This window comes from bacterium (assembly GCA_016708315.1).
GTDB lineage: Bacteria > Zixibacteria > MSB-5A5 > CAIYYT01 > CAIYYT01 > JADJGC01.
In genome coordinates this window covers 840,924-864,428 of record JADJGC010000023.1, presented here as the reverse complement: position 1 = coordinate 864,428, position 23,505 = coordinate 840,924, and the positions used below count along the sequence as shown (strand labels likewise).

Here is a 23,505-nt window from a genome sequence, read left to right as displayed (position 1 = left end):
GAGTGACCTGCCTTGTTGCTTTGTGAGTCTCACTTGCAGTCCGCGCAGGGTTGGGGTCCGCCGGCAAAAATGTAATTTATCAAGTGGAAGTAGTAAGGTTTTCCAAGATATGCGTCGGGACAAGACCGAGAATAGATGTGGAGCTTGCCGTCACAGAGGTCGCCCACGCCATCATAGTCTTCATCCCGCTGTTGAGAATTGCCAACGTTTGGACAATTGTCACACAGGTTGCCGACCGAGTCAGCATCCGAATCCTCCTGTTCGGGATTGCCTACTAACCAGCAGTTGTCGAGAGCATTGGCGATTGCGTCGGCGTCGGCGTCAGGATCGCAGGAATTGCCCAGCAAGTCGCCATCGACATCGCCCTGGTCAGAATTGGCAATTGCCGGGCAGTTATCGTCAGGACACTGATTGCCGGCCTGCTCTGGATCTCCGTATCCGTCGGAGTCACTGTCAACACAAGCAATCTGCGGGCCAAACGTTGTCACCCCGAAGACACCCCACTCGCTTCCCGAAGCAATTTTGCGCCACTTGTACCAATGCACGTTGTGATCCCACGTGTCATAGATGCCATATTCTTGCCGGGCTTCATCGTAGCCGATTGCGGTCACAAAGTGGTCAGTCCAGCCGTCGCCCTCAGTGTCCACCAAAAGCACCAGCGGATGGAGGAGGTCAATCTGATCTTTGAATAGTTCCCAACTGTAATTATCAAAAAGAAAGCTGCCGGCGTTGATGGTTGTTCCGGGGAGTCGATAGAGGAATTATTGCCGCAAAGACGATTCAACGTCATTGAACCAACTCCAACCGTAGTAGTTATAACTCGCGCTTCGGGAGGTGAGCATGAAATCCGCCAGGCAATTGTTGGCGTGCACCTGGCCGGTCTCAGAGCGATCCGGCTGCAAAGCTCCGGGCGAAGCATCAATCGGGCAGGAGTAGTCGCGAAAGTGATCCGATGCACTAATACCGCAGCCTTCATTTCCGCCGTCGGTCGCCATCATCTCGCTGACTTCAATAGTCTGTGTGTTTGCCGATCCCGAAATCAGGTTGGGAAATGCAAAGCCGTCCCAGAAGCCCAGCACCATACCGGCGGCTGTCGGGCCGCAACCGTGGTGCCAAATGTAGGATGGGACGCCGCCGATGACTTTGCGGGATTTGTCGGGCGGGCGCAGGCCACGGTCGATCCCTGCCGGCGAGAACGGTCCGCTTGTGCTCTGCTGGCCATAGACTTCACTCGTGGTGATGGCAATAATCACCGAGAATGTCAAAACAGCGGTCCAGCGCATCGCAAAACCTCCGCGTTCGGCTTGGGTAATAGACGTTATTATCCATATAATAAGGCCTTGGGTGCAATTTGTCAATATGCCAGTTTCTTCCGGGCAAAGGTCTAATCTTTTCCAAAGGAAACACCGGCATCGGGGCTGATTGACTTTGCGGTTGCCGAAGTGTATCTTTTCCCAGCACCTATCAAGTCCCTTGGACAAGACCGAGGGGAAAGGACAACGACCGTGGAAACGATGTGGGCCGGAGTAAAACCGGAACGGGCGGCGGGAGCCGATTTTCGTGAAGTCAAAATTCCTCAGATAAACGACAACCAGGTACTGATCAAGACCATTGCGTCTTCCATCTGCGGTACCGACAAGCATATCTACAATTGGGACAAATGGGCGCAGGGCCGCCTTAAACCACCGTTGATTTTCGGCCACGAATGTTGCGGCGAAGTTGTCGAAGTCGGCAAAAATATCCGCGGTCTCAAACTCGGCGACTTCATCGCCGCCGAATCACACATCCCCTGCGGTGTATGCAAACAATGCCGCATGGGCAACATGCACATCTGCGACAATCTCGTCATCCTCGGTGTCGACACCGACGGCATCTTTGCCGAATACGTCGCGCTCCCGGAAATCGTCTGCTGGAAAATCGACAAAGGAATGGACCCGGCAATCGCCTCGATCCACGAACCCTTCGGCAACGCGGTCTACACCACCATGTCCGCCAATGTCTCGACCAAGCGCATCGCCATCATCGGCGACGGCCCCACCGCGGCGTTTTCCTGCGGTATCGCCAAAGCCGTCGGCGCCGAACGAATCTACAATATCGGCATGCAGGATTTCAATCTCGATATCTGCAAGCAGATGGGCGCCCACGTCTCGATCAATGTCGCCAACGACAAGGATTTCAAGACGCGCATCTGGGATGAAACCTCCGGCGGCGTCGATGTCGTCCTCGATATGGCGGGCAACCAGAAGTCCGTCGAAACCGGATTTGAAATTCTCCGCAAAGCCGGTACTCTCGTGATGTTCGGTATTCCGCCCGATGCGGTGATGATCGATGTCAACAAAGCCATCATCTTCAAAGGCGCAACCGTGATCGGTATCAATGGCCGCAAGATGTTCGAGACCTGGTATCAGATGCAGGCGCTTCTCGATGGCGGCATGGTTGATCCGCGCCCGGTGATTACCCATCGCTACCCCTTCAAGAATTTCCTTGAAGCCGTCGACATGTTCGCCACCGGCAGTCAACCCTCCGCCAAGGTCGTGCTGATGATGGAGTAGGAGGATGTCAGGGCTTGAAATACTCGTGAATCTCGCTGGCGTGCTTGGGCTAGCTCTGAGCATACTTGTCTTCATCTTAACAAGGTGGGAAAGACGAAGAAGACTGACGCTTGTACTCGTGAAGGGTGACACCAGTAAGTTTCCAAAGGAAATTGAGGGCCGCGAAGAGGATCAAGAGTTGATCGTTTTGCAGATAGTAAATGAAGGCGCCAGACCGCTCATTATAGATGCTGAAAGTCTCCAAATCAGTGTGAATCAACGGAGCATCCGAAGGCATGATTGTGATTGGTTGGGAATCGATTCAATTCCGGTACCCCTAAACCCACGCACGAGCTGTAACGTAGCGCTGTACTTAGAAAGCTTTGAGGAGTTGTCTGGACTGATCGAGCACAGTGACTTGAGAAAGGTTGACAGCCCCGAAGAATGTGTCTTCATAGTGAAGGCGAGTGTCAAGAACATTGAAGGTAAGAAGTACGCCACGCGTCACGATTTTCAGTATAGCGCACTCGTTAGTGAGTTCTGGAATCGCAATGGATGAACAAAGCAACATTGTACCACACCCAAACAGTGTGCCCCACACAACGGGTTGGCTTGATGATTCGAGCGGCTCACTTCGATGCACCTGTACTCTCTCAAGTGCGCCTAAACTAAACCCACTTGGCGGGGGATTTGAGGTTTGCCACCAACAGCCAACCCTTCGCCAAGTTCGTGCTGATGATGTAGTAGGGGGCAGTAATAAAGATACGAGTTTCCAGTTTGCACACGTCCTAATTCTGAAAGGGAATTGAGATGATTCCTTCTTCGATTAAGATCAGACATATACGGTCGGCCATCGCGGAGATTGATGCGCAAGGAATACCTCGCAGGCGAAAATCCTATCGTTATGACTTGAAATACGGAGAGAGGCGTTATCCGCCGAAGCTCGTGATTTCAATTGCGGCCAAGTATTCAGAAGGCAAGGAGTTCAAACGTGGCTTCAATGCAGTTGAGGCGAAGAACTGGTTCAATCGGCACTCATTCGAAATCATCGAAAAATCTCACGGACGAGAAATCCACAGAATTCTAATCGCGGGAGAAAACGAGGAGTCCAATTTTGCAGAAGGACGCGTAAAGTACCGCATGCACCGTTCATTGGAAAGAGACCAATCGATAGTCCGAGCCGCAAAGCGAGAAAGAGTGAAGAAAGTTGGAGAGTTGCGTTGTGATGTTTGCGATTTCTCCTTTACAGAGAAGTATGGTGAGCTTGGCGCCGGCTACATAGAAGCACATCATACAGTTCCTGTCAGTTCAATTCGTGGAAAGCACAAGACGAGAATCTTGGATATTTCACTGGTTTGTTCAAACTGCCACCGAATGCTACACCGGTCAAAACCGATGAAGTCTATCATGGAATTGCGACGGGATATTACCGCAAATCAGTGATACTGTGATCGTACCCCACCCTGCGGGTGGGCTTGCTGATTCGAAGGGCACATGTGTCCCCCCCAACTGGTGGGCTTTTGATTCGCACGGCTCCACTCGAGGTGCCCGCAAACTCTCCGGCGATCCAAAGCCAATGCCGCTTGCGCTTCGCTGGGTACAGATTTTCCTATTGAGAAAGAGGCACACTTGTGGGCAAAAAGAATACTAAGGGAGAAGGTTCGCGTGAGCCTGCAAAGGCTGCATCACAACGAGTCAAAGCATGTCCAATGTGTGGGGCAGAAATACCGCAAAGCGCAAGATCATGTCGGTTTTGTGCTCACCAGATGGGAGAAGCCGCCAGAATTGCCTCTTGGGGAAATTTGTTTCTCACCCCGCTAGCATCTTTAGCAACGGTTATTATGGCGGCATTGACCCTTGTTATTGTCTGCGATACTTCCGAGCAGTTCAGGCAACAACAAGTACTTGTACAATCGCAGGTTGCTGCCAACCGACCGGACATTTCAATCACTTGTGAAGGAGAAGAAATCTATCCCTCATGGATTGACAGTCTTGGGAGTTACGGTCGTGTACTATCAATCTGTCTGAATATAGCCAACAATGGTAAGTCTCGTGCAGATTCATGCATCATTGTCGTAAGGCCAACTATTGTGAGGATTCTCAAGAACATGCCGTTAGATTCCAAGGGTCGAGCGGTTGAACTTGGTGATTTCCACGTTAGTCAACTCTACGTCGATCCGTTGTCGCCGAATGCCAAACAATCACCATGTATCTCTCTGGGCGAAGTTGCCAGTCGTATACTACAAGTTCCAGGTGTCAACTTTGCAGAAATCACATTTGAGTTGACATTTGACGTTTTCTGGGCAGCAGGCACGCTTTTGGAGTCAACTAACCAATTATACACACTCATTTGGGGACAATCCTCAGAGACAACTTGACGGTGATTTTGACTCACGTGCTTTGACTACCATACGAATTCCCCGTACTTGGTGAGGATCCTTGTAGTTGCGTCAGGTCTTGACTCGGACGCGACGCTGCGCCGCACTTAAGCTCTCACTCCCATCGCGAACGAGTTGTGACCTGACGCTGCAGTTAAGTAGGTCAGGAGCCCCGTGCTCCTGACATCACGCCTGTCCCGCGCTCTAGCTTAGTAGGTCGCGCCCTCTTAGCGCGTGACCTACAAGACTAATAGAAGCAGGTCAGCCTTCCCATCCCGCCTCAAACGGGAGGAACCCGACATTCCGATTGTGGGTCTGACTTCAGTCGGGCACTCTTCTTGCATCAGTTGGTAGGTCAGGAGCCCCGTGCCCTGACATTGTGTTGTACTGAACACACCTTCCGCTTCGCGACTGGTGCCGAAGTCCCAATCCCCAAAATGACAATAAAAGCGGATGTCATTCTCTATTTTGATTGACATTTTATGACCGAATAGTTGATTATCCGTAGAGGGCAATGTCATGAGCACAAGAATTACCTGCTCCAAATGCGGGGCGACAATCATCGAGCACCTACTCAAGCCGAGTGAGCAATCCGAGTGTCCGCGTTGCGGTCAAATGAACACCGTGCCGAATCACAGCGACACTACTGATTCGTCGTCATCTGGTCCGAACGCCAATTCCAAGCGTCGTGATGGAATCCCCAACTGTTCGCCATAATCTCGCGAACCCACTGAAGCGCCTTGCTGCCCAGTTGATCAATACAGCGGCGCTCATTGTAGGTTTTCCTGCTCGGGATGGTAACGAGCAAAGTTGCTGAATCGACTTATCCATTAAACTACTGGGTTCCTGCGATTATTCTCGTTGCTTTGCAGATCTACTTCTTGACAAGGGATGGTCAATCAATTGGCAAAAAGATTCTCGACATCAGAATCGTGATGAACGATAGTGGCGTCAACGGCGGATTTGTCCCCAATGTCCTGCTGCGTGTGTTTGTCAACACGATTTTTGCTCTTGTACCGTTGTATGGATTGGTGGACATACTTTTCATAGCTCGCCACGATTATCGCTGTATTCACGACTTGCTTGCGGGCACGGTAGTAATCGAACCAGTAAAGATACCGCCGGTAGGACAGTTCTGATATAGTTGTGGTTCTGTGCGCGGCAGCCTCTCCTCGTCTGCCCGACTCCCTCTCCCTTGGGAGAGGGCTGGGGTGAGGGCTTCGCGGGAGGTGAGGGCGGTTTTTCTGAAACAAAAATTCCATTGTGGATTTCATCCTCCGCAAATTAATTACCTTTAATGAATTGAAAGTGCTCGACAAAGGCGGCGAGCCGGCAATTAGAGTAAGGCGGTTGTATGCAGAATAATCAATGGTGGGAGCACCTCACTCCACTGCTCTACGTATTCGTCATCATTGCGGCTGCCGGATTGGTGATCAGCGCCACAGTTCACGTCTGCGGATTGGCAGGCTACGATATATCTGAAGGCAGATCCGAATACCTTTTCTTCGGGGTATTCGCAGTGTTTCTCCCCACTGTCTTAGTTACTAACGGAATGGCACGCGAGTTCAAACAAAAGGACTTGTGGAAGGCAGTTCTAAGGGGTTGTCCGCCTTGGATGAAGTACATCATCTACGGATGCTTCGCCTACGCGCTATTAAATTTTGCAAGATTTGCCTTGGGTCATGCAGTCGCTCCGGATGGTAGTACTCCAGAAACAAGCATCAAGGAAATCACCATGATGACGGGTCACATTCTGCCGTTTTATGCGATTGCTATGGGCACGCTTTATTCCGCGATTCAAGTTAGCAAAAGCGATCCGCAGCGACGTTGTTCCAATGGCCATCCGGTGTCACCATCAGCATCATTCTGCGACCAGTGCGGCGCAGAAGTCAAGCCAACACTCGCGCTTTTCAGCTCGACTTCGCCCCCCCCTCCTTGCGCCTGGACTCGGCAATCACAGAGAAGATTCTACTCGTAGGGGCGCGGTTCCCTCGCCCGTTTCCCCCTTTTCTGTCCGTCCTACGCCCCCCCGAGTTTGCGTCAGGTGCGGGTCGGGGCGGCGCCGCGCCGCACTTAAGCCCCACTTCCCGCGGGGGCGGTGGTGCCCGGACGCCGCAGTGCCTGTAGCCCGGCGCCCCTCGTGGGCGTTCAAGTTTCCTTTTCCCTTCTGGGGGGGGCAAAGCTGACCACAAAAATCTGTAGCTATCCACTCGACATTATTTTTCGCGCCAATAAGTGAAGGCACTGATGTTCGCTCAGAAGCGCCAGCTTTGCCGGCCCAACAAAGGCTTCGCAGTGAGTTCGCAACGGCCGTTGCGGTTCAACAATCTCGATCTCACGGCGAGCAATTGCCGGGGCAAGTCTGCAGTAGGTAGCCCCGCCTGCAGATGCAAATGGTCTCTGGTGCGAACACCGGTTTCGGTGATTAGCGTCAGCAATCCCGATTAACCCGGGTTACGCCGTTTTATTGAGTAAGTCACGTAGCGGAAACAGATTAGAATAGGAAACGATCACGAACTAAAAGAAATCAAATTCCAGACCTACAGAGTCGGATTAATTTCCACCACAAAGCAGGTAAGAAACTTACCCGATTCATGGAGAAGTGTAACCAAATTCCCATCTTCAGTGGGAACAATCCCTCTCTTTTTGTCAAAAAACCGGTTGTTCAAATCCTGTGCTCAATCGTTGCGCAAAAACCGCCTTCCTAAGATACGCCCCAGCAACGGCATATCTGGCTGTACCGAAAATGTAACGTGTTGAAACACTTTGGCCGCCCCTTTGCGATAGTTCCTCCCGAGGACAACTGGCACATTACCCGGGGTCAGCTCGACTCTGAAGGAGGAAACTTGAGGAGATCACCGCGTCATCTACTGTACGTTCCAGCACTATTGGCGCTGCTGGTCATCTCTTTGTCTCTGGTCGTTATTACCGGCTGTACGACCAACAGCATCGCCCCGACAACGGTCTCGACACAGGACAAGCTCGATTGGCTCAACGAAACGATGATCGACGACCAGCCCCAGCGCGGCGCTGGGTTCAATGTCATCGACTGTCCGATCCTGTTTGACACGACCTTGGTAAAGGAAGTGAGCCCTTACGGTTCGCAAATCGACATGGTGAACGGCGCCGAAAAGATCGGTTTCTCACTCCCCTACGCTGCAGTGAAAAGCCCGATTACTTTGACTATCCGAGTCACCAAGTACCAGGCGCCATTCGGCAAGTTCTGGATGCTTGAATGCGGTCCTGATGGAACGAAGTTCAAGTACCCGCTTTATGTTCAGCCAAACTCGCATGTTACGAGTACATCCAGCTCAGTACTTTTCTACTTCAATCCGGATTCAGAATTGTGGGAAGTTCAGCAAATCGAAGCCGAAGCCTCGCCGCAGTTGGCAATCGAACACTTCTCGAAGTACGGTATCAGCGAATAAGGGGGATCGAAACACCCAATCTGCGAGCCCCGAATGGTGTGCATTCGGGGCTTCTTCTTTGTATCTGCTTTTTCAGGATTCCCGATAGAATGTGATTGCCCGCCCAATTTGGCACCGCTATCAAGTACCGGTAACATCTTTGAACCAGCAGTGGAGGAAACAGAACATGTCTATGACTGACCGGGAAATCATCCGGCATCTACTGGCGACATTGGCATACCGTGCATCCAAAACTCTTCGCGGTGCGCCCGAGTCATTCGCCGACTTCAAAGCCAGCCCCAACGGCAAGACATCCTTACAGATTGTCGCACACATGGGCGACCTGTTCGATTGGGCATTGAGTATCTCAATTGGCGAACCCAAATGGAATCCCGCTGTGCCGCAGGGATGGCAGGAGGAGTGCAAACGCTTCTTCGTCAGCCTCAAGAAGTTCGATGACTACCTCGCCTCCGAATTGCCGTCCAATTTTGAACTAACCAAGCTGGTTCAAGGTCCTATCGCCGATTCCTTGACTCATACCGGACAATTGGCAATGATGCGCAGACTTCACGGCTCGCCGATGAAGAGCGAAAGCTATATCCGTGCCGACATCGTGATTGGCAGAGTTGGTTACGAACAAACTCCGGCAGAAACAAAGTACGAGTTTGATTAATACTCGCGATATCATATCTTGACTGGCGAAGGAGCACTATGACAAACGAAATTCTCGAACACTTTCGCCTGCTCGACACGCCAGTTTTACTGCATGCCGCAGCTTTTGAACTGTGCGAGTACTCATCGGAAGCGCAGGGCTTCCTGCGCGCAGCATTACTCGAACGCGGTGTCGATGAAACGCAGATCAGAGCCTACCGCCTCAAGATGTTCCCCTTTCCGACAATGGACGTTGACTGCGAAAAGTGCGGCGAGAAACTCACCATCGAACGTCAGGAACTCAACGAAGGTACTTTGACCTGCCCCGAATGCGGCACAACCCAGTTGGTACCATATCCAGAAGTATCCATCGATGATGAGGTCCATTCACTGACCGGGCGCCGAATTGATGTGAACGCGAGCCTTACGAATGATCCTGAACAAACTTCGGCATCGGAACTGGTGAATGATCCTCTGGCGAAAATGTATGGATATGGCGACAGCGTTCCCAACATCAGCCCCGGTGACAAACCGGAAGTCGAAGAGGTCCGCCTATTGGAAGAAGGTCTACCTGATACAGTCTGCGCCAAATGCGCTGTTGTTCTCGATCCGGAGCACACCTTCCTTGTTGACGAAGATTTCTTCTGTGAAACGTGTTTCAGCAAACTCGTACCTTCTGAATTGGAAGGCGGCGAAGAGGACGACAATTCCTGAGGAACTTTCACATCGCCTAGTGCCTAATCTGTGAGACTCTCGTGGCTATAAGCATATTTGACGACAAAGCACACCCGCCTCAAGAGGATGATCTCAGCGAGGTACTTGGCAAGACTTACAAACTTTGGTGCGCACTCAAAGATCACGTCATCGCAGAATACGCTCCGATCTCGCCGGAATGGGGATTCGCCAGCAAAAGCACTGGCTGGGGATTGCGCCTGAAGGGTGAAAAACGGGCAGTGCTCTACATGACACCCTGCAAGGGCTACTTCCTTGCATCATTTGCCCTTGGCGAAAAGGCGGTAGCGGCGGCACACGCCGCAAAATTGCCTGCTGCCATGCTCGAAGTGATCGACAAAGCGCCGAAATACGCCGAAGGTCGTGGCGTTCGCCTTGAAGTCCGAACATCCAAGGACGTAGATAGCATCAAAAAGCTCGCCGTTATCAAAATGGCACACTGATTCGATTGATTCTCACTCCTACAGTCACAGTCTCTGATTCACGCCAATCACAATTCTATGAGAGGCCAAAAGTGAATTTTTTCACAATAAAGAGGGACAAAAACGTCTTATTTGCTTGCCGGATTCAGGAGCGGTAGATATATTCTCGAAGACAACCTGAAGGCGATCTTACCCCTAATGTTGTGGAGGCGAGGGCGTGACTCATATCGGGAACTTCGAACAAACCTACAAATCCTTCGAATGGCAGCTCGCTGAACGCGAGTTGGACTATCAAAGTGGAAAAACGATTAATATCGGGGCATACTGCAGTGATCGAATCTGCAGTCTTGGCAAATCTCAGAAGACAGCTTTAATCTGGAAATCATTTACCGGCGAACGGCGAGACTATACGTTTGACCAGATGCGCAAACTAACCAACGGCATCGCCGCATTCCTCGGAAATCAAGGAATCAAGCCCGGCGAGCGAGTTTGTCTCTTTATGGACAAGATTCCCGAACTCTACTTCGGGTTTCTCGGTGTATTGAAGCTCGGCGCTATCTCCCAGCCGCTATTCTCGGCTTTCGGTCCCGAGTCGCTTTTTACCAGACTTGAAGATGCGCAGACAGCGGCGATTATCACCCAGCGCAAGCATGTTTTCAAAGTTCGCAAAATCTTGCCGGAACTGCCAAATCTGCGGTTGATCATCGTCGTCGACGATGACGGCGTCAAACCGTTGCAAGAACACGAAATTGCGATGCACATGAACGACTCGATGGCGCTCGACAGGTACGATGTGTATCCGTCTGTCGCTGAAACGCCTTCGGTGCTGCACTATACATCAGGCACGACCGGCAAGCCCAAAGGCGCACAGCATGTTCATTACTCGCTGATCTCGCAATACATCACGACACGCTACGCGCTCGACCTGATGGACGATGACATCTATTGGTGTACTGCCGACCCCGGCTGGGTAACCGGCACGTCGTACGGCATCATTGGACCGTGGTCTTGTGGAGTCACACAGTGCGTCCTTGATGAAGGCTTCAGCGCTGACAATTGGTATCAGTTCATTCAGGATTGCCGCGTTACCGTTTGGTACTCAGCGCCAACAGCGATACGCTCATTGATGAAAGAGGGCGAAGAGGCTGTTCGCAAGTACGACATGAAGAGTCTGCGGCACCTTGCTTCGGTCGGTGAGCCGCTCAACGCCGAGGCTGTCTTGTGGTCGCAGCGGGCATTTGGCCTGCCGTTCCACGATACTTACTGGCAAACTGAAACGGGAAGCATCGTAATCTCCAACTATCCAGGCATGAAGGTCAAACCCGGATCAATGGGAAAACCATTCCCGGGAATCACTGCAACCGTGCTGGACATGAAGACGCATCAGCCAATCACCCGCACCGGCATTGTTGGATTGATCGCACTCAAACCCGGCTGGCCGGCAATGATTCGCGGTTACTGGAACAACAAGGAAACCTACGACAAGAAGTTCATCAACGGCTGGTACATCTGCGGTGATCGGGCAAGCATTGATGACGAAGGTTACTACTGGTTCGTGGGTCGTGACGATGACGTAATCAACACTGCCGGACATCTCGTCGGTCCATTTGAGATCGAGTCTGCACTACTTGAACATCCTGCAGTCGCTGAGTCTGCCGTCGTTGGCAAACCGGATCCGGTCAACATGGAAGTTGTGAAAGCATTCGTTACGCTCAAGTCGGGGTTCGAAACTTCCAAGGAACTCGAACTCGAAATCATGAACTTTATTCGCAAGAAGCTATCCCCATTAGCGATGCCGCAAGAAATCGAGTTTGCACCTTCGTTGCCAAAGACACGCAGCGGCAAGATCATGCGCAGACTTTTGCGTGCGAAAGAATGGGGACAAGAAATTGGTGATACGTCAACTTTGGAAGATGATATGTAAGTGAGGAGAAGTGTATGTCTAATATCAAAGAAATTGTACTCGACTATGTGAAGCGTGAATACCTTGAAGATGAAGATCAAGTAATCGACTTCGACACGCCGCTCATTTCCGGCGGTATTGTCGATTCATTCTCGATGGTCTCACTCAAGGTATTTCTCGAAACCAGATACAAGATCCAGATTCCTGACGCCAAGGCGAGCCCGAAGGCATTTGATTCGGTAAATAAGATTGTCGCCCTGCTCAAGGAATTTAACGTGGAATAGGTGTTATATGGCATTTTCTGCATCAGTTCGCGATGCCTACCAGACCCAACTAAATGAAATCGTCTCGGCAGGTATTTTCAAGGAAGAACGCATTATCTGTGCGCCGCAAGGCTCGGACATTGAGGTCGAGTTTCCGGCGGGTTCAGCACATAAGCGCGTCATCAACATGTGCGCCAACAACTACCTTGGATTGTCCTCGCATCCAGAGGTAATTGCAGCCGCCCGCAAAGGTCTGGATGAACGCGGCTACGGTATGTCGTCGGTTCGCTTTATTTGCGGCACTCAAGATGTTCATAAACAGCTTGAAGAGAAGTTGACAAAATTCCTCGGCACCGAGGACACCATTCTGTTTCCATCATGCATGGATGCCAACGCCGGCGTGTTTGAAGCTGTCTTGACAGATCAGGATGTTATGATTGCCGATCGTTTGGTGCATGCGTCGATCGTTGACGGCATGCGCCTGTGCAAAGCGCACCAAGACACATACAAGCACTCCAACATGGAGCACCTTGAAGAGAAGCTTCAGCTTCATCAGGACAAGCGTTTCCGATTGATAATCACCGACGGATCGTTCTCAATGGACGGCGACTTGGCGCCGCTCGACAAAATTGTCGAACTCGCCGAGAAGTACAATTCCATGGTGTTCCTCGATGACTCGCACGCTTCTGGATTCATCGGCAAGACTGGTCGCGGTACACATGAGCACTTTGGAGTCGTCGGCAAACTCGACATTATAACAACGACGCTTGGCAAAGCCTTGGGCGGTGCTTCGGGTGGTTGCGTTTCTGGTCGGAAGGAGATCGTCGAAATGTGCCGACAGAAAGCTCGGCCTTATCTCTTCTCAAATACCATTCCTCCGGTGGTTGCCGTCGGAGCCAGTCGTGTCTTAGACTTGATTAGTCAAACAACCGAGAGACGCGACAAACTGGAACGCAATACCCTGTTCTGGCGCAAGGGCTTGACCGAAGGCGGCTTGATCATCAAGGATGGCGAGACACCTATCGTGCCAGTTATGTTGTTTAATGCCAAATTGTCGCAAGATTTCGCCCGTGAGCTGTTCCAAGAGGGCATTTACGCTGTCGGATTCTTCTTCCCGGTCGTTGCCAAAGGGCAAGCGCGAATCCGCACACAACTCTCTGCGGCGCACGATCAGCATCACTTGGATAAAGCCTTGGCCGCCTTCATCAAAGTAGGCAAGAAGTTTGATATTCTGCACAAAACCAAAGAGCAGATTATCGAGAAATACGGGCTTTAGTCGCAACTAACCAACTCAAGCAGGTGCCGGTTTCGCTCAAAGATCCGGCACCTGTTTTCTTAGGTGTATCGCCGATTCCACCCGCATCAAATCTACAAAAGCTGTTTACATACGCTGGGCAATGCTGTAGAATATGCCCCAACAAGGAGACTGTATGTACCAGCGTGCCAAGTATGACTTCAGTTCAGAGCTATCAAATATCCGCGATTCCGGGATCTTCAAGGAAGAACGGATCATTCGCTCAGCACAAAACGCTCACATCAGCGTTTCGTTGCCGAGACAACAAGAAGTTACTGACGTTCTCAATTTCTGTGCGAACAACTACCTCGGATTGGCTAATCATCCGGCGATTCTCGCCGCCGCCCACAAGGCGCTGGATGATTACGGATTCGGCTTGTCTTCCGTTCGCTTCATCTGCGGCACCCAAGATCTCCATATCCAATTAGAAAAGAGAATCACCGAATTCTATCAAACCGATGATGCAATTCTCTATTCATCTTGCTTCGACGCCAACGGCGGACTTTTTGAGTGCCTGCTCGGAGCCGAAGACTGCATCATCACCGACAGCTTAAATCACGCCAGTATTATCGACGGCATCCGACTTTGCAAAGCCAAGCGATACATCTATGAACACTCCGACATGGCCTCGCTGGAACGAAATCTGATTCGCGCCCGGGAAGGCATGGATATTTGGGATCATCCCGGACTTTCAGACCGCCCTCAGCCTTCGCGCAACATCTTGATCGCCACCGATGGCGTCTTCTCGATGGATGGCGACATTGCCAAGGTCAAAGACATTGTAGCTTTGGCAAGAAAGTACGACGCGATGGTTATGGTCGATGAAAGTCACGCCACCGGCTTCTTGGGAAAGACGGGACGTGGATCGCTGGAGATTAACGAAGTGTTGGGTGAAGTCGAGATTATCACTTCGACACTTGGCAAAGCTATGGGTGGAGGCTCCGGTGGATTCACAACGGGCAAGCGCGAAATCATTGAGTTGCTGCGGCAAAAATCGCGGCCGTATCTCTTCTCCAATACCGTAGCTCCGGCACTGGTGGCGGGAAGTATCGCCGCCTTCGATTTGTTGTCGAACAGCGACGATCTGCGTGAACGGCTGATGGCAAATACACAGTATTTCCGCAAAGAGATGAACGCGCGCGGATTCGATATTGTGCAGGGCATTCACCCGATTGTGCCGATCCTATTCCGCAGATTTGAGAACGACGCCGAGTTATCACAGCATATGGCGCGCGATCTCTATGATGAAGGAATCTACGTCGTCGGCTTCTTCTATCCGGTAGTGCCGAAGGGCGCAGCTCGCATTCGTGTACAACTATCCGCCGCCCACACGCAAGAGCAGATCGATCGGGCGCTGGCAGCATTTTCCAAAGTCGGCAAAAAGCACGGCGTGATTTCTTAAGGAATATTCAATGAGCAAGATTGCACTCATCACCGGAGCATCATCCGGTATCGGCGAAGCCACCGCACGCAAATTAGCAGACAGCGGCTGGGACCTAATTCTGGCAGCGCGTCGTTTCGAGCGGCTGGAGAAACTTGTCTCGACCTTCAAGGTCGAAACGCATCTCCTCCAACTCGATGTCCGCAATCGCGCCGCAGTTGATTCTGCTATCTCCGGTTTGCCGGAACGCTGGCGAAACATCGAATTGCTAGTGAACAACGCCGGACTGAGTCGACACCTTTTGAAGCTTCACGAAGGCGACCCCGTTGCATGGGATGAGATGATCGACACCAATGTCAAGGGTCTGCTCTATGTCAGCCGCGCCGTAATCCCTGGAATGGTGGCGCGTGGTCGCGGACATGTGATCAACGTCGGTTCAATCGCCGGCCACGAGGTTTACCCCAACGGCAATGTCTATTGCGCGAGCAAGTTCGCAGTCGATGCACTGACCAAGGGTATGATGATGGATTTGGTCGATACACCGATTCGCGTTTCGACAGTCGATCCCGGCTTGGTTGAAACTGAATTCTCGATGGTGCGATTTTACGGCGACACTGAGCGTGCCGAGAAAGTCTATCAGGGGCTTCGTCCCTTGACCGGCGATGATATCGCCGAGACTATCGAGTGGATTGCTTCGCGCCCGGAACATATTCAGATTGCCCAAGTCGTCATACTCCCCAAGAGCCAGGCCGGCGCAATGGTCGTCCACCGCAAACAATAATTTCCACGGAGCACATATGTCCAAAAAAGTAATTGCTACAGATAACGCCCCAAAAGCAATTGGTCCATACTCACAGGGAATCGTACTGACCGAGTGCAAGAATCTCATCTACTGCTCTGGTCAGATTCCGATCGATCCCGCCGTTGGGAAAGTGGTCGAAGGGGACATCACCGCCCAGACGCATCAAGTATTCAAGAACATCACTGCCATTCTCACAGCCTCCGGTTCCAGCCTCAAGAATGTAATCAAGACAACTGTGTTTCTGAAAAACATGGACGACTTCAAAGCAATGAACGAGGTCTATGCCGGTTACTTCGACGGCGAATTTCCTGCGCGCTCAACAGTCCAAGTCGCAAAGTTGCCGCTCGATGTCTCGGTCGAGATCGAAGTCATCGCCTACCTGGCATAATCAGAAGGCACCGTTTTTGCGGTGCCCGTGGAGATACATCAACTTCATACGATTGAGCTAATATGCTTCCAGTTACACTTGAATGGATCGGCGCAAAACAATTCGAAGCCACTAACATTGAAGATGTCAAGTTTCGAATGGATGTTAAGAAGAAGGGCGGCGGCGCAGGGATTTACGCATCTCCGACCGATCACTTGTTGGCAGCGGTTGGAGCTTGCAGTGGAATTGACGTCGTTGGCATTCTTGATAAAATGCGCCAAGAACTGACATCGCTGCGAATTGATGTCATTGGCGAGCAGGTCGAGGAGAATCCGAAATACTTCAGATCGATTAAGATCACCTACTTGCTTACGGGAACGAATCTCGACCGCGCCAAAGTCGAGCAAGCGGTCACGCTATCGCAGGATAAGTACTGCTCGGTCCGCGCGACTCTTAGCGACAAGTGCGTCATCACGACAGAGATCGTTATCAGTTAACGACCGAATTCCTTGTGTGCAAAAGGATGAACGCGATCATTCGGACCGATCGGCTTGGCATTGCGAATATCGTGTGCCAATGCTACCGATGGGCGAGCCGCCTCTAATCCAAATCCGCCACCACCAAGTATCTCCCGATAGACAACAGTGTGCAAATCGGTGAAGCCGCCCGAGAATTCAATCTCGCTGCCGTCAATCGTGATCGAACGAAACGTGGTTTGCTTCTTGGCAACGACATCGGCAGGCAGATCGTTCTTGTCGATTGACAGATACCAGCGCACCACCGCATTCTGCAGTTCGATAAATCCACACGCTTTTGTCGGATTGCTTAAATGAACTTCACTCTTCTGGACATCACCAAACAACCAGATCAACAAATCGAAAAAGTGGATGCCGATATTAGTTACCAAACCACCCGAACGCTCTGTCTGTCCCTTCCAAGAAACGATGTACCAGCCGCCTCGGGATGTAACATAGGTCAGATCAATCTCGCGCTTACGATTTGACGTTACCTGCATGATCTTCGACTTCAATTCGACGAGTGAAGGATGTACCCGCAGCTGAAGAATCGTAAACACGCGCCGGCCGCTCTCTTGTTCCAGCTCTTGCAAGGCATCGATGTTCCAAGGGTTGAGCACCAGCGGCTTCTCACAAATGGCATCCGCACCAACGCGCAATGCAAATCGCACATGCGCATCATGAAGATAATTGGGCGAACAAATCGTGATGTAGTGAACGCGCTTGTCGTCTCCCTGGCGGCGCAATTTCTCAATGTGGCGGTCGAATCGCTCGAACTCGGTGAAGAACTTGGCTTCATCAAAGAATGAATCGAGTATGCCGACGGAATCGTTGGGATCGACAGCGGCAACAAGAATGTTTCCGGTTTCCTTAATGGCTTTCAAGTGCCGTGGCGCAATGTACCCAGCGACACCAGTCATCGCAAAATTACGTGGCATAGCAAATCCTCATTTCCAAGTCTAATATTCCTGCCAGTTGCGTTCGGCGTTCGCTATGACGCCAAGAAAGATCCAACTGGTCAGCAGTGACGATCCCCCATAGCTGACAAATGGCAGTGGCACACCGGCCACAGGCAAGAGCCCGACCACCATTCCTATATTCACAAACATTTGAAACGCCAATGCTGCAGTCGCCCCGATTGTCACCAGCCCCATGAATTCGCTCCGGACTTTCAAGGCGGTCTGTAGTCCTCTGAAGAACAAGAAGCCGAACAACGCGATGATTATCACGGCCCCCAACATGCCAAACTCTTCGGCACCGACCGAGAAGATGAAATCGGTATGGCGCAGCGGCAAGAAATCCAGCTTGTTTTGACTCCCAGACATGTAGCCTTTGCCCAATAATCCGCCAGAGCCGATAGCAACCTTCGATTGAATAATCTGGTAACCGGCGCCGAGGGGGTCTTGCCCTGGGTCGAGGAAAATCTTGATACGCATCTGCTGATAGTCGTGAAGATGATTCCAGGCAATCGAGCTGAGAGCCCCGACGAATAGATTCAGGCTTACGAGAAGAATGGTAAATGTTGGAGACTTGCGCACAATCAACAGCGCGGCGACGATCAACAGCACGAAGAAAATGATCCAGGCGTACATGCTCGATGACGCGATCATGCTGATAAACGGCGTGTAGAACAATAACAGATAGCGCGCCGGTAAACCCGCCCAGAACATCATCGCCGAGAAGATCACGGTGAAGATAATCGACGAACCAAGATCGGGTTGACGCAAAACTAAGAATGTCACAAATCCGCACATCGCGGTAGCCGTGAATATCTTGCGCAAATTCGAGATCGGTCGCCGGCTGTAACTCAAGTAGCGGGCAAGCGCGAACAAGAATCCAACCTTAGCCAGCTCCGAATGCTACGAGGCCCAGTAACAACACACAGCCGATCGCATAGTAGACATAGCCAAAGATTTCATGAAATCGCATCGGTATGCGCAGCATGGCAATGAACACGCCCATACCCATTACCAGCCAAACGATTTGCTTTGCCCAATCATCACGAAGTCGCGGATCAGGCGAGTCGTGGTTGGCTGAGTACACGAGGAAGACTGATATGATCGTCAATAATGCCGCGGCGATGAATATCGTCAAGCTGCCTGAGTTGAATGTGTCCTTTGTCAGCAACTTCATAGTTGAACAATGTCCTCAAGCAACGGCGGCGGCGGAGGCGCCAAAAGTCCCGTTTTCTGGAAATAGCGGATGAAGACTTGTTGCACAATCGGTGCAGCAGCTACACTTCCGTGACCGGCATTCTCGACGATAACACAACCGACAATTGTCGGTTTATCAAACGGTGCAAACGCACAAAAAAGCGCGTGCTCGTTGCCGTGTGGATTTTGTGCCGTTCCGGTTTTGCCGCCCATTTCTATTCCCTCAATTCGGGACCGAGCGGCCGTCCCCGATCCACCTTGCACGACGCGGCGGCATCCTTCTTTGAGAATAGTCAGCGTCGATGCCGAAAACGGCAGTTGTCGCGAGATTTCCGGCGTCACCTGTGTCAACTCGCCGTTGGCGGACTCAATGTAACGCATTAGGTGCGGTCGATATATGCTTCCATTGTTGACGATGCCGCAGTAGAACTGCGCCAGTCCCAGCGGTGTCACGAGCAGCTCGCCCTGACCGATTCCAAGGTTCAACAGCACTGCCTTGGTCCAACCGTTCTTGCCGTATGCCTTGTTGTACCATTCTTCAGTTGGGACAAAGCCGGCGCGTTCTGCCGGAATGTCGATTCCAGTCAGTACATCAAATCCGCACTTCTTGGCCATGTCGCTGAAGTTCTTTAAGCCGAGTTTCAATCCAACTTGATAGAAGTAGGTATCACAAGAGACTTCCAGAGCACCGTATACATCCTGATTGCCGTGCCCGGACTTCTTGTGGCACTTGAAATAGCGATTACCGAATTGATAACCGCCATAACATGCTTTGAACGGCGTATGAGGTTCGATTAGTCCCAACTCCAGCGCCGCACCGGCCGTCAACAGCTTTGAAGTTGAGCCGGGCGGATATGTCCCTCGGATCACGCGATCCAGAAGTGGTCGACGCTCATCGGTAGATAGTTCTTGATAGGCGCCGCGCGGAACGAATCCGGAAAACAAATTGGCATCATAGTTTGGCTTGGAGACCATTGCCAGAATTTCGCCATTTTGGGGATTGATGAAAATCGCCGCGCCCGACAACGAATCTCCGAACAAAGAGTCGCACAGAATTTGCAGATCAAGATCGAGACTGAGTCCGAGTTCTGATCCGGGAATTGGGTCCTTATTCGGCTTCGATTGAAGCGGACCAAGAATTCGGCCGGTCGCGGATACTTCTTGGTAATCGACGCCGTCGATTCCGCGAATCGGCTGGTCATATTGCTTTTCCACACCGGCTCTGCCAATCATTGACCCGATTCGAAATTGCGTCTTGGTTTCCCGCTCATCAACTTCTCCGGTGTAACCAATGATATGTGCGGCGATGTTGCCATAGGGGTAGGTACGAGCGTGATCAAGCTGGTACATGACGCCCGGAAATAGTTCGTTCGATTCTTCGATGATGCAGACCGATGCAAACTCTATATCGCGCCTGATCGGAATCGGCTCGAACTTGCGCGAACGGCGCTCGTTGACTTTTTGCTCAATCGTCTTTCGCTCGAGGTCGAGCAAAGGAGCAAGCTCCTCAGAAAGTCGCGAGAGTTGCCGGACTTCAGAAGGTATTACGGAGACAGTGTAAGCGGGGCGATCGGTGGCGAGAGTTCTGCCTTCGCGGTCAACAATCTTGCCGCGCATTGCCGTTCTCGGCACAAGTCGGATGCGGTTTTCTTCCGACATCTGAAAATAGTAGTCATAAGAGACAACCTGCAATTGAATGAGCTTCCCGACCAGAAGCAGAAAAATGCAGGCCATGATTCCGGCAACAATCTTTCCGCGAATTGACTTGGTAGTCGGGTCAATCAACTTTCCTTCTCCTGACATCGACCTTGATTTCAAGATCGAGAATGAAGAATACCAGGAATCCTACTGCTGAAGTATATGCCAATGTCGGCAATGAGCTCTCGAGATATATCTGCATCACAGTACCTATATCGAACGAATGTGCCACTAACTGATACAGCAACTGAAAAACGGTTTCTGTTCCAATCAGCACATACATTCGACTGCTTAACATCTCAAGGTTCATTTGCTGTTTGAGCTCATATACAATTAACGCCAGCCCAAATCTGATAAACGCACCGAAACCGAAAGTCTCAGGATTCAACGCATCAACTATCAAAGCGACCATCAGTACCGCTGGAAATGCAATCTGGAAATCTTTTCTCAAGATGATCAGCAGGATGATGATCATCACAAAATCGGGTGCTATCCCGAGAATCGACGTTATGTTAGCCAGGATTGTATGGCAAAATGCCGTCAGGAAGCCGAGCAGGACAAAAAGGAGTGCGCTAAAAACCACCGGTTGTCGCCTCCAGTGGTTCCATAATCATCACGACGTCGAGTGCGCCGAAATCTACAAACGGCTCAACGCGAATTTGCTTGAAGAATGCTGAAGACGAGACTTCGATGGTGTCGACAACTCCAATGTTGATGCCTTCTGGAAACACTCCGCCAAGCCCCGAGGATACGATTGTGTCGCCTTGCTCGACATCGGCATCAAGCGAAACATCGTCAAAGTACAAGCCGCGACCTGAGTACCACTTGACGATACCGAGCGCCTGCGTGCGGGAATCGCGCGCTGCCACCCGGCAGTTGGGGCCGACCATGAGAGACACTGTTGCAACACGCCCGGATGAGCTGGAGACTTTTCCGACGATACCGTGCTCATCAACCACTGGCCGGAACCTCTGCAAGTCTTCGCCGGCACGAATTACCGCTGTCGAAAGCCTGCGCCCCTGGTCAAAGGCAACCACGTCAGCCGGTATAATTCGATAGCCGTCGCGGGGAACAACGGCGAGCATTTCGCGGAAGCGCTTGTTCTCTACGCGATCAAGCTCGTTGCGTTTTTCTTCGAATTTAAGCCGGACTATCTCAGCTTGCAGATCGACGTTTGCGTCGTAGACATCGAGAAGTGATGTGACCTTGTTTGAGACGGCCCAAAAGGGAGAATAGAAGAAACCGTGAATGATTGAAGTTACAAATGTCTTTTCACCAATCAGGAAAGCTGACAGCAAGAGCGGAATCAGCAGTCCTGATACTGTGAGCAGGAGCTTGCGATTGCGATATAAGCGACCGGTTGTCCATTTCATTGAACTTATTCAATCGTATCGATAATCTGGAGCAGCTCTCCGGGACTCTTTACTGTCATCAATTTCTCGCGGTTCTTTTCGGACTTCATCAAGTACGAGAGATGTGCCATTACTTTCAAGTGTGCACCGATTGCATCTTCAGGAGCCGCAATCAGAAAAAACAGGTGCACCGGCTGTTTGTCCATCGCTTCAAAATCAACACCCTTGTCCGAGCGTCCAAATGCGATCACGATTCCCTTGGTGGCTTTCGTCTTGGCATGCGGGAACGCAACGCCGTAGCCGACGCCGGTTGTTACCAGGTTCTCTCTCGTGACGATGTCTTTGAGCAACAGGCTCTTATCTTTGACCAGCTTCGAGCTGCCGGCCAGTTCAACGAGCTCTTCGATGACTTCGTTCTTGTTTGTAGCCGCCAGATCAAACGAGATTAGTTGTTCTTCACAGAACTTTGACAGTTTCATTTTATTCTAAACTCCTTGGATATGTACTCATTCGCAATCCCCGCTCCGGGTTTGCAGAAGGATGGGAATACCGGAATTGATGCGATATCGCGAATGGCATGATATGCATTCCAGCGAGTTGTCCGGTACATTGTGGCTCAAATTGCCCTTACACTTCGGACAAGCGCAAAGCGACAGTTGTTCGGGTGTAAATGTGCGGTGGACAGAAGAATCAGATTTCATCGTAGATTCCGATTGCCCGGAATTTCTCCAGACGCCGCCGCAATAGCTCTTCTGTTGATAGTTGCTTTAGTTCTTCAAGCGATGCAAACAGCTCGCCTTTGATGATCTGTCCGGCTAATTGATGGTTGCGGTGTACTCCACCGGTAAACTCAGGAAGAATCTTATCAATAACTTTCAATTGCATCAAGTCAGTCGCGGAAAGGCGCAGTGCCTCAGCCGCATCGGGTGCCTTGGCGTTGTCACGCCACAGGATCGCGGCACAACCTTCGGGAGAAATCACCGAATACCACGAATTCTCCAGCATCATGACTTTGTCGCCAATCCCGATACCCAATGCACCGCCCGAAGCGCCCTCACCAATAATGATGATGATAATCGGCACCTGCAGTTTGAACATTTCGAGAATGTTGCGGGCGATGGCTTCTGCCTGTCCGCGCTCTTCAGCCTCAACACCGGGAAATGCACCGGGCGTGTCGATGAAGATTACTATCGGACGTCCAAAACGAGCAGCAGTACGCATCAAACGGAGGGCTTTGCGATAGCCTTCAGGATGCATCATACCAAAATTGCGTTCAAGCTTTTGTTTAGTGTCACGACCCTTTTGCTGACCGACAATGAGGACTTTTTCGCCTTCCAATTTGCCGAATCCGCAGATAACAGCCTTGTCATCAGCGAAGCCGCGATCACCATGTATTTCCAGGAAATCAGAGAAAATCAACTGGATATAATCCATCGTATACGGGCGCTTCGGATGACGCGCCAATTGTACACGCTGCCAGCGCGAGAGCTTGGAGAATATCTCCGACTGGAGTTTCTCAAGCTTTCGCTCCAGAGAAATGATTTCGGAATTCAACTCGACGCCACCGCCGGAGGAGAATTCCTTCATCTCCCGGATTTTTTTCTCCAATTCTATGATTGGCTTTTCAAATTCCAAATAAAATCCGCCTGCAGCCAA

28 protein-coding genes are annotated in these 23,505 nt (G+C 51.2%); 18 read left to right on the top strand and 10 right to left on the bottom strand.

Annotated elements, in window-relative coordinates; translation table 11 throughout:
* Positions 1-29 precede the first annotated feature (29 nt).
* A complete protein-coding gene (locus tag IPH59_16105; GenBank protein MBK7093211.1) occupies positions 30-647 on the bottom strand; it encodes a thrombospondin type 3 repeat-containing protein in 618 nt (205 codons plus the stop codon).
* A gap of 114 nt (positions 648-761) precedes the next feature.
* Positions 762-1,283 (bottom strand): hypothetical protein, encoded by a 522-nt coding sequence (locus IPH59_16100; GenBank protein MBK7093210.1) that lies wholly within the window; start codon positions 1,281-1,283, stop codon positions 762-764.
* 222 nt (positions 1,284-1,505) lie between these two features.
* Here IPH59_16100 and IPH59_16095 point away from each other — a divergent pair, with 222 nt between their 5' ends.
* The 18 genes from IPH59_16095 to IPH59_16010 all read left to right on the top strand — a co-directional run bounded on the left by IPH59_16095 (position 1,506) and on the right by IPH59_16010 (position 16,628).
* Positions 1,506-2,552 carry an alcohol dehydrogenase catalytic domain-containing protein gene (locus IPH59_16095; GenBank protein MBK7093209.1) on the top strand — a complete coding sequence of 349 codons (1,047 nt, stop codon included), beginning with the start codon at positions 1,506-1,508 and terminating at the stop codon, positions 2,550-2,552.
* Positions 2,553-2,556: 4 nt separating this feature from the next.
* Positions 2,557-3,090 (top strand): hypothetical protein, encoded by a 534-nt coding sequence (locus tag IPH59_16090; GenBank protein ID MBK7093208.1) that lies wholly within the window; start codon positions 2,557-2,559, stop codon positions 3,088-3,090.
* Positions 3,091-3,728: 638 nt separating this feature from the next.
* Positions 3,729-3,974 carry an HNH endonuclease gene (locus IPH59_16085; protein ID MBK7093207.1) on the top strand — a complete coding sequence of 82 codons (246 nt, stop codon included), beginning with the start codon at positions 3,729-3,731 and terminating at the stop codon, positions 3,972-3,974.
* Positions 3,975-4,162: 188 nt separating this feature from the next.
* Entirely contained in the window at positions 4,163-4,909 is a 747-nt protein-coding gene (locus IPH59_16080; protein ID MBK7093206.1) for a hypothetical protein, read from the top strand.
* 519 nt (positions 4,910-5,428) lie between these two features.
* On the top strand, positions 5,429-5,626 hold the full coding sequence (locus IPH59_16075) for a hypothetical protein (protein MBK7093205.1): 198 nt from the start codon (positions 5,429-5,431) through the stop codon (positions 5,624-5,626).
* A gap of 77 nt (positions 5,627-5,703) precedes the next feature.
* On the top strand, positions 5,704-6,048 hold the full coding sequence (locus IPH59_16070) for an RDD family protein (GenBank protein MBK7093204.1): 345 nt from the start codon (positions 5,704-5,706) through the stop codon (positions 6,046-6,048).
* A gap of 215 nt (positions 6,049-6,263) precedes the next feature.
* Positions 6,264-6,887, top strand: coding sequence for a hypothetical protein (locus IPH59_16065; GenBank protein MBK7093203.1), 624 nt, complete (start codon positions 6,264-6,266; stop codon positions 6,885-6,887).
* An 868-nt stretch (positions 6,888-7,755) separates the two neighbouring features.
* Positions 7,756-8,337: a hypothetical protein gene (locus IPH59_16060; protein ID MBK7093202.1), complete on the top strand. Its 582-nt coding sequence runs from the start codon at positions 7,756-7,758 to the stop codon at positions 8,335-8,337.
* Positions 8,338-8,503: 166 nt separating this feature from the next.
* Entirely contained in the window at positions 8,504-8,989 is a 486-nt protein-coding gene (locus IPH59_16055; GenBank protein MBK7093201.1) for a hypothetical protein, read from the top strand.
* A 38-nt stretch (positions 8,990-9,027) separates the two neighbouring features.
* Positions 9,028-9,681, top strand: a complete 654-nt coding sequence (locus tag IPH59_16050) for a hypothetical protein (protein MBK7093200.1) — start codon at positions 9,028-9,030, stop codon at positions 9,679-9,681.
* A 41-nt stretch (positions 9,682-9,722) separates the two neighbouring features.
* Positions 9,723-10,142, top strand: coding sequence for a DUF3788 family protein (locus IPH59_16045; protein ID MBK7093199.1), 420 nt, complete (start codon positions 9,723-9,725; stop codon positions 10,140-10,142).
* 196 nt (positions 10,143-10,338) lie between these two features.
* Complete coding sequence (gene acsA / locus IPH59_16040) at positions 10,339-12,045, top strand: acetate--CoA ligase (GenBank protein ID MBK7093198.1); 1,707 nt, start codon at positions 10,339-10,341, stop codon at positions 12,043-12,045.
* A 14-nt stretch (positions 12,046-12,059) separates the two neighbouring features.
* On the top strand, positions 12,060-12,308 hold the full coding sequence (locus tag IPH59_16035; GenBank protein MBK7093197.1) for an acyl carrier protein: 249 nt from the start codon (positions 12,060-12,062) through the stop codon (positions 12,306-12,308).
* A gap of 7 nt (positions 12,309-12,315) precedes the next feature.
* Positions 12,316-13,563 (top strand): glycine C-acetyltransferase, encoded by a 1,248-nt coding sequence (gene kbl, locus IPH59_16030; GenBank protein ID MBK7093196.1) that lies wholly within the window; start codon positions 12,316-12,318, stop codon positions 13,561-13,563.
* 154 nt (positions 13,564-13,717) lie between these two features.
* A complete protein-coding gene (kbl, locus tag IPH59_16025; protein ID MBK7093195.1) occupies positions 13,718-14,983 on the top strand; it encodes a glycine C-acetyltransferase in 1,266 nt (421 codons plus the stop codon).
* Between the two features lie 10 nt (positions 14,984-14,993).
* On the top strand, positions 14,994-15,743 hold the full coding sequence (locus tag IPH59_16020; protein MBK7093194.1) for an SDR family oxidoreductase: 750 nt from the start codon (positions 14,994-14,996) through the stop codon (positions 15,741-15,743).
* A 16-nt stretch (positions 15,744-15,759) separates the two neighbouring features.
* On the top strand, positions 15,760-16,152 hold the full coding sequence (locus IPH59_16015; GenBank protein MBK7093193.1) for a RidA family protein: 393 nt from the start codon (positions 15,760-15,762) through the stop codon (positions 16,150-16,152).
* Between the two features lie 62 nt (positions 16,153-16,214).
* Positions 16,215-16,628: an OsmC family protein gene (locus IPH59_16010; protein MBK7093192.1), complete on the top strand. Its 414-nt coding sequence runs from the start codon at positions 16,215-16,217 to the stop codon at positions 16,626-16,628.
* Here IPH59_16010 and IPH59_16005 read toward each other — a convergent pair.
* The 8 genes from IPH59_16005 to IPH59_15970 form a co-directional block, all read right to left on the bottom strand.
* Positions 16,625-17,584: a Gfo/Idh/MocA family oxidoreductase gene (locus IPH59_16005; GenBank protein MBK7093191.1), complete on the bottom strand. Its 960-nt coding sequence runs from the start codon at positions 17,582-17,584 to the stop codon at positions 16,625-16,627. The two genes, IPH59_16010 and IPH59_16005, sit on opposite strands and share 4 nt — an antisense overlap.
* 21 nt (positions 17,585-17,605) lie before the next feature.
* On the bottom strand, positions 17,606-18,478 hold the full coding sequence (rodA, locus tag IPH59_16000; protein MBK7093190.1) for a rod shape-determining protein RodA: 873 nt from the start codon (positions 18,476-18,478) through the stop codon (positions 17,606-17,608).
* A 10-nt stretch (positions 18,479-18,488) separates the two neighbouring features.
* A complete protein-coding gene (locus IPH59_15995) occupies positions 18,489-18,779 on the bottom strand; it encodes an FtsW/RodA/SpoVE family cell cycle protein (protein ID MBK7093189.1) in 291 nt (96 codons plus the stop codon).
* Positions 18,776-20,584, bottom strand: coding sequence for a penicillin-binding protein 2 (gene mrdA, locus IPH59_15990; GenBank protein ID MBK7093188.1), 1,809 nt, complete (start codon positions 20,582-20,584; stop codon positions 18,776-18,778). The genes IPH59_15995 and mrdA overlap by 4 nt, the downstream gene beginning before the upstream one ends.
* On the bottom strand, positions 20,577-21,080 hold the full coding sequence (locus IPH59_15985) for a hypothetical protein (GenBank protein ID MBK7093187.1): 504 nt from the start codon (positions 21,078-21,080) through the stop codon (positions 20,577-20,579). The genes mrdA and IPH59_15985 overlap by 8 nt, the downstream gene beginning before the upstream one ends.
* Entirely contained in the window at positions 21,070-21,870 is an 801-nt protein-coding gene (gene mreC / locus IPH59_15980) for a rod shape-determining protein MreC (protein ID MBK7093186.1), read from the bottom strand. Before mreC ends, IPH59_15985 begins: the two co-directional genes overlap by 11 nt.
* A gap of 5 nt (positions 21,871-21,875) precedes the next feature.
* Entirely contained in the window at positions 21,876-22,328 is a 453-nt protein-coding gene (locus IPH59_15975; protein MBK7093185.1) for a PTS sugar transporter subunit IIA, read from the bottom strand.
* Between the two features lie 211 nt (positions 22,329-22,539).
* A complete protein-coding gene (locus IPH59_15970) occupies positions 22,540-23,505 on the bottom strand; it encodes an acetyl-CoA carboxylase carboxyltransferase subunit alpha (protein ID MBK7093184.1) in 966 nt (321 codons plus the stop codon).

Excerpts from the sequence above, each read along its gene's own strand:
- IPH59_15995 (MBK7093189.1), bottom strand. The coding sequence starts at position 18,779 with ATGAAGTTGCTGACAAAGGACACATTCAACTCAGGCAGCTTGACGATA.
- IPH59_15975 (MBK7093185.1), bottom strand. The coding sequence starts at position 22,328 with ATGAAACTGTCAAAGTTCTGTGAAGAACAACTAATCTCGTTTGATCTG.
- IPH59_16005 (MBK7093191.1), bottom strand. The coding sequence starts at position 17,584 with ATGCCACGTAATTTTGCGATGACTGGTGTCGCTGGGTACATTGCGCCA.
- IPH59_16055 (MBK7093201.1), top strand. The coding sequence starts at position 8,504 with ATGTCTATGACTGACCGGGAAATCATCCGGCATCTACTGGCGACATTG.
- kbl (MBK7093195.1), top strand. The coding sequence starts at position 13,718 with ATGTACCAGCGTGCCAAGTATGACTTCAGTTCAGAGCTATCAAATATC.
- kbl (MBK7093196.1), top strand. The coding sequence starts at position 12,316 with ATGGCATTTTCTGCATCAGTTCGCGATGCCTACCAGACCCAACTAAAT.
- IPH59_16050 (MBK7093200.1), top strand. The coding sequence starts at position 9,028 with ATGACAAACGAAATTCTCGAACACTTTCGCCTGCTCGACACGCCAGTT.
- IPH59_16065 (MBK7093203.1), top strand. The coding sequence starts at position 6,264 with ATGCAGAATAATCAATGGTGGGAGCACCTCACTCCACTGCTCTACGTA.
- IPH59_16100 (MBK7093210.1), bottom strand. The coding sequence starts at position 1,283 with ATGCGCTGGACCGCTGTTTTGACATTCTCGGTGATTATTGCCATCACC.
- mreC (MBK7093186.1), bottom strand. The coding sequence starts at position 21,870 with ATGAAATGGACAACCGGTCGCTTATATCGCAATCGCAAGCTCCTGCTC.
- IPH59_16075 (MBK7093205.1), top strand. The coding sequence starts at position 5,429 with ATGAGCACAAGAATTACCTGCTCCAAATGCGGGGCGACAATCATCGAG.
- IPH59_16090 (MBK7093208.1), top strand. The coding sequence starts at position 2,557 with ATGTCAGGGCTTGAAATACTCGTGAATCTCGCTGGCGTGCTTGGGCTA.
- IPH59_16010 (MBK7093192.1), top strand. The coding sequence starts at position 16,215 with ATGCTTCCAGTTACACTTGAATGGATCGGCGCAAAACAATTCGAAGCC.
- IPH59_16020 (MBK7093194.1), top strand. The coding sequence starts at position 14,994 with ATGAGCAAGATTGCACTCATCACCGGAGCATCATCCGGTATCGGCGAA.
- IPH59_16015 (MBK7093193.1), top strand. The coding sequence starts at position 15,760 with ATGTCCAAAAAAGTAATTGCTACAGATAACGCCCCAAAAGCAATTGGT.
- IPH59_16035 (MBK7093197.1), top strand. The coding sequence starts at position 12,060 with ATGTCTAATATCAAAGAAATTGTACTCGACTATGTGAAGCGTGAATAC.
- IPH59_16070 (MBK7093204.1), top strand. The coding sequence starts at position 5,704 with ATGGTAACGAGCAAAGTTGCTGAATCGACTTATCCATTAAACTACTGG.